Annotated in this window: 2 protein-coding genes and 1 pseudogene; all 3 read left to right on the top strand. The window is 65.8% G+C overall.

The annotated features are described in order from the left end of the window. The first annotated feature begins 657 nt into the window (after positions 1–657). Positions 658–1,068, top strand: coding sequence for an ester cyclase (locus tag AKL29_RS10785; protein ID WP_050384156.1), 411 nt, complete (start codon positions 658–660; stop codon positions 1,066–1,068). 167 nt (positions 1,069–1,235) lie between these two features. Further along, positions 1,236–2,043 (top strand): annotated as a pseudogene (locus AKL29_RS10780) (lytic murein transglycosylase). A 215-nt stretch (positions 2,044–2,258) separates the two neighbouring features. Beyond that, complete coding sequence (locus tag AKL29_RS10775) at positions 2,259–3,107, top strand: FRG domain-containing protein (protein WP_050384155.1); 849 nt, start codon at positions 2,259–2,261, stop codon at positions 3,105–3,107. Positions 3,108–3,415: the final 308 nt, after the last annotated feature.

Genomic DNA, 3,415 nt, shown 5'->3' with positions numbered 1-3,415 from the left:
GCCGGCGCCTTGCACCGGCGCGCGTTTGGCGGGGGCGTTCTGCGCGGCGGCGGTGTCGATCGCTGCGCTCAAAATAGCGCCGAGCGCGAGCACGACACCGATCGAAGCGGCAGCCCTGCGCGCGCGTGCGAAACCCCCGGCGATCGTCATCGGCAGCACATCCTCATCCCCAGACGCGTCATCGGATGGTGTCCCCAGTGAAGGCGGCGTTGCAGCCGGCGTGCCTGGCTTTAGCGGCGCGGCTTTGCATGAACAAGACAGCGCGGCCGGCCGCCTGGCGGCGGAAGCGGCTTGCCCAGCCCGTGCTTTTGGTCGCGGCCGGCGGCTTCGGCGTTCATGCGTCGCGTCCTCAAATGCTGCCGTGCGGTGCGTCGCTCGCCCCGGGCACCGCCGCTTGCATGCCACCGGCAGTCAAGCCAACGGATGATGTTACCGCCGGTAGGCCGGCCGTTCGCGCAGAAGCGAGGGAACGGCTGGCGGCGGAGCCGCGCACGCCGGCGCAGTTTCCCGGCAGCCTTCTTTCGTATTGGCGCGCAAACGAGCGACGGCCGAAAGCCGAGCTTTTTCTGACCATCGTCACTTGCGCCATGCCGTCCGATTCGCGTATGAGGCGCATCCTTCTCTTTCTACAACCATCCCTTCGAGAACCCACCGCCGATGTCCAACGCCACAATCGACGCCAATAAGGCGCTCGTGCTCGCGCATTACGACGCCGTGACCAACCGCCACGATCCCGAGGCGATCCGCGCGCAGCTGGCGCCCGACTTCTTCGACCATGCGGCGGGCAAGCGGCTGAGCGCCGAGGACGTGATCGCGCATTCGGCCGCGATGCACGAGACCTTCGCCGACCTGTCGGCGGTGGCGGAATGCCTGGTGGCCGAGCGCGACATCGTCGCCGGCCGCTTCGTCTGGCGCGGCCGGCACCGCAGCCTATGGCGCGGCATTGCGCCGACCGGCCGCCACGTCGAATTCCGCGGCATGACGTTCTGGCGGATCAGGGACGGCAAGATCTCCGAGCGCTGGGCGGAGATCGATTTTGTCGGGCTGGAGCGGCAGCTCAGGGATTGAGCTTCAGCTACGTGCCGATCGATGGATGGATGCGCCGTGGTCATTCAGCGTGCGAACATGGATTGAGGCGCGTAGCTGCCTGCCGAGGATGGAGCGTCGTGCCGACACTTTGACTGCCTTGTTTGCTCCATGGCATGATCGGCCAATCGAAGCAGGGGGATTTTTGCATGCTCAGGTGTCGTTTGGCGGTTGTATTCGGCGCCTTGCTGCTTGCCACCCCCTCCTACGCCGCGCGCTGCGGCGGCAGTTTTCCCGGCTTCGTCCAGTCGTTCTCGCAGGAGGCGGCGAGCGCCGGCATCCAGCAGGACGTGATCTCGGCGGCGCTCGGCAGCGTGCAGCAGGATGGCGGGGTGCTCGCCTTCGACCGGCGCCAGCGCTACACCTTCAACAAGACGTTCGAGCAGTATGTCACAACCCGGGTTGGGCCCGGGCGCATCAATGGCGGCCGCGCGATGCTGCAGCGGCACGCCGCGCTGCTCTCGAAGATCGAGCAGCAGTATGGCGTGCCGCGTCAGATCCTGGTCGCGATCTGGGGGCTCGAGACCGATTTCGGCAAGGGCGACATGGGCAAGCTGCCGGTGTTCCGCGTGCTCGCGACGCTGGCGCATGATTGCCGCCGCACCGACCTGTTCCAGGGCGAGCTGCTTCGCCGCGCTCAAGATCGTGCAGCGCGGCGATCTCCGTCTCAACGACATGATCGGCGCCTATGCCGGCGAGATCGGCCAGACGCAATTCTTGCCGTCGTCCTACATCAAGTATGGCGTCGATTTCGACGGCGACGGCCATGTCGACCTGCGCCACTCGGTCGCCGACGTGCTGGCCTCGACCGCGAACCTCCTGCACACCAGCGGCTTCAAGATGGGCGCGCCCTATGGCGAGGGCACCGCGAATTTCGAGGCGATGCGCGAGTGGAACAGGGCGGTGATCTATCGCAAGACCATCGGGTATTTTGCCGATCAGCTCGTGGGGCGGTGACCGCTCTGCGGTCATCCCCGATGCGCAATTGCGCATCAGAGGGCGCGCCTCGGCGCGAACCCGGGATCTCGAGCCGCATATCTGCTGTCATTCCGGGATACGCCGAGTGGCGCAGGCCTGGAATCCATCGGGCCGCATCACGCATGGAAAAATGGATTGCGGGTTCAGCCTTGCAGGCTGCCCCGGAATGACGGGTTGAGAATTCTGGTGTCTCCATGGAAACCATCGGCAGCCAAAAAATCTGGTCGTTCTTCGACCGCCGCGGATGCCAGGTCGCGAAGAACTCGGCGGTGCGGGAGGGGCCGGGCCATCGCGTCGGCTCCTATCTCGAGCTCGCCACCAAGATCGCCGAGCTGCAATTCCTCAACCGCGATCATGTGCTGCTGTTTCGCGGCCAGGGCGCCGACTTCAGGAACATCAAGCGCAACTCGTCGCTGAAGCCGACGCTGTTTCGCGGCGGCCGCGGCAATCCCGATCAGGCGACGCTGGTCGGGCGATTCGATGCGCTGCAACGCGCCGAGCGGATCCTGATCGCCGAATATGCCAAGGAAAAGCTGCTCGGGCTCGAGCGGTTGAAGCGGCATCGCATCCTGCGCTGGTCGATCCTGCAGCATTACGAGGTCTGCACCACGCCGCTGCTCGACGTCACCCATTCGATCCGGATCGCCGCCTCCTTTGCCTCGCTGGCGGAGACCGGCACGGCCTTCCTCTATGTGCTCGGCGTGCCGAATCTGAGCGGCGCGATCACCGCGAGCGCCGAGGCCGGCCTGCAGATCGTGCGCCTCTCCAGCGTCTGCCCGCCGTCTGCGGTGCGCCCGCACATCCAGGAGGGCTATCTGCTCGGCGAGTATCCGGAGATGTCCGGCACCGAGCAGAAGGAAAACTACTTTCCCTACGAGATGGATTTCGGCCGGCGGCTGGTCGCCAAATTCTTGTTCACGCCGGCGTCGTTCTGGAAGAACGACAATTTCCCGCAGGTGACGAGGAGCGCGCTCTATCCGTCGGAGCGGAGCGATCCGCTGTTCCGGCTGGCGCTCGGGGTGAAGAGGCAGCTGGGCGGGTAATCTCGTTTCGCGATGACGCGCAGGTGTGACTCGCAGGCATAGTATGACCCGCGGGTCGTGCAACATCCTCGGTGTCGTCCCGGGCTTGGCCCGGGACCCATAACCACAAATTTCGGTTGAGTGCACGACGCTGTGGCCCCGGCGTGTCTCGCCAACCCGATCCTGTGGTTATGGGTCCCGGCTTTCGCCGGGACGACGGCTGTATGCGCGTCGCCGCCGCAGGGCCTCGGGTCGCGGCGTCGTGCGTTCGCTCACTGATCGTGCAACATCCTCGGTGTCGTCCCGGGCTTGGCCCGGGACCCATAACC

The sequence above is a fragment of the Bradyrhizobium pachyrhizi genome (assembly GCF_001189245.1).
Taxonomy (GTDB): Bacteria; Pseudomonadota; Alphaproteobacteria; order Rhizobiales; family Xanthobacteraceae; genus Bradyrhizobium; species Bradyrhizobium pachyrhizi.
The sequence above is the reverse complement of the archived record's forward strand: the minus strand, read 5'-3'. Positions and strand labels throughout refer to the sequence as shown.

Coding starts and splice junctions, on each gene's coding strand:
- AKL29_RS10785 (WP_050384156.1), top strand. CDS start 658: ATGTCCAACGCCACAATCGACGCCAATAAGGCGCTCGTGCTCGCGCAT.
- AKL29_RS10775 (WP_050384155.1), top strand. CDS start 2,259: ATGGAAACCATCGGCAGCCAAAAAATCTGGTCGTTCTTCGACCGCCGC.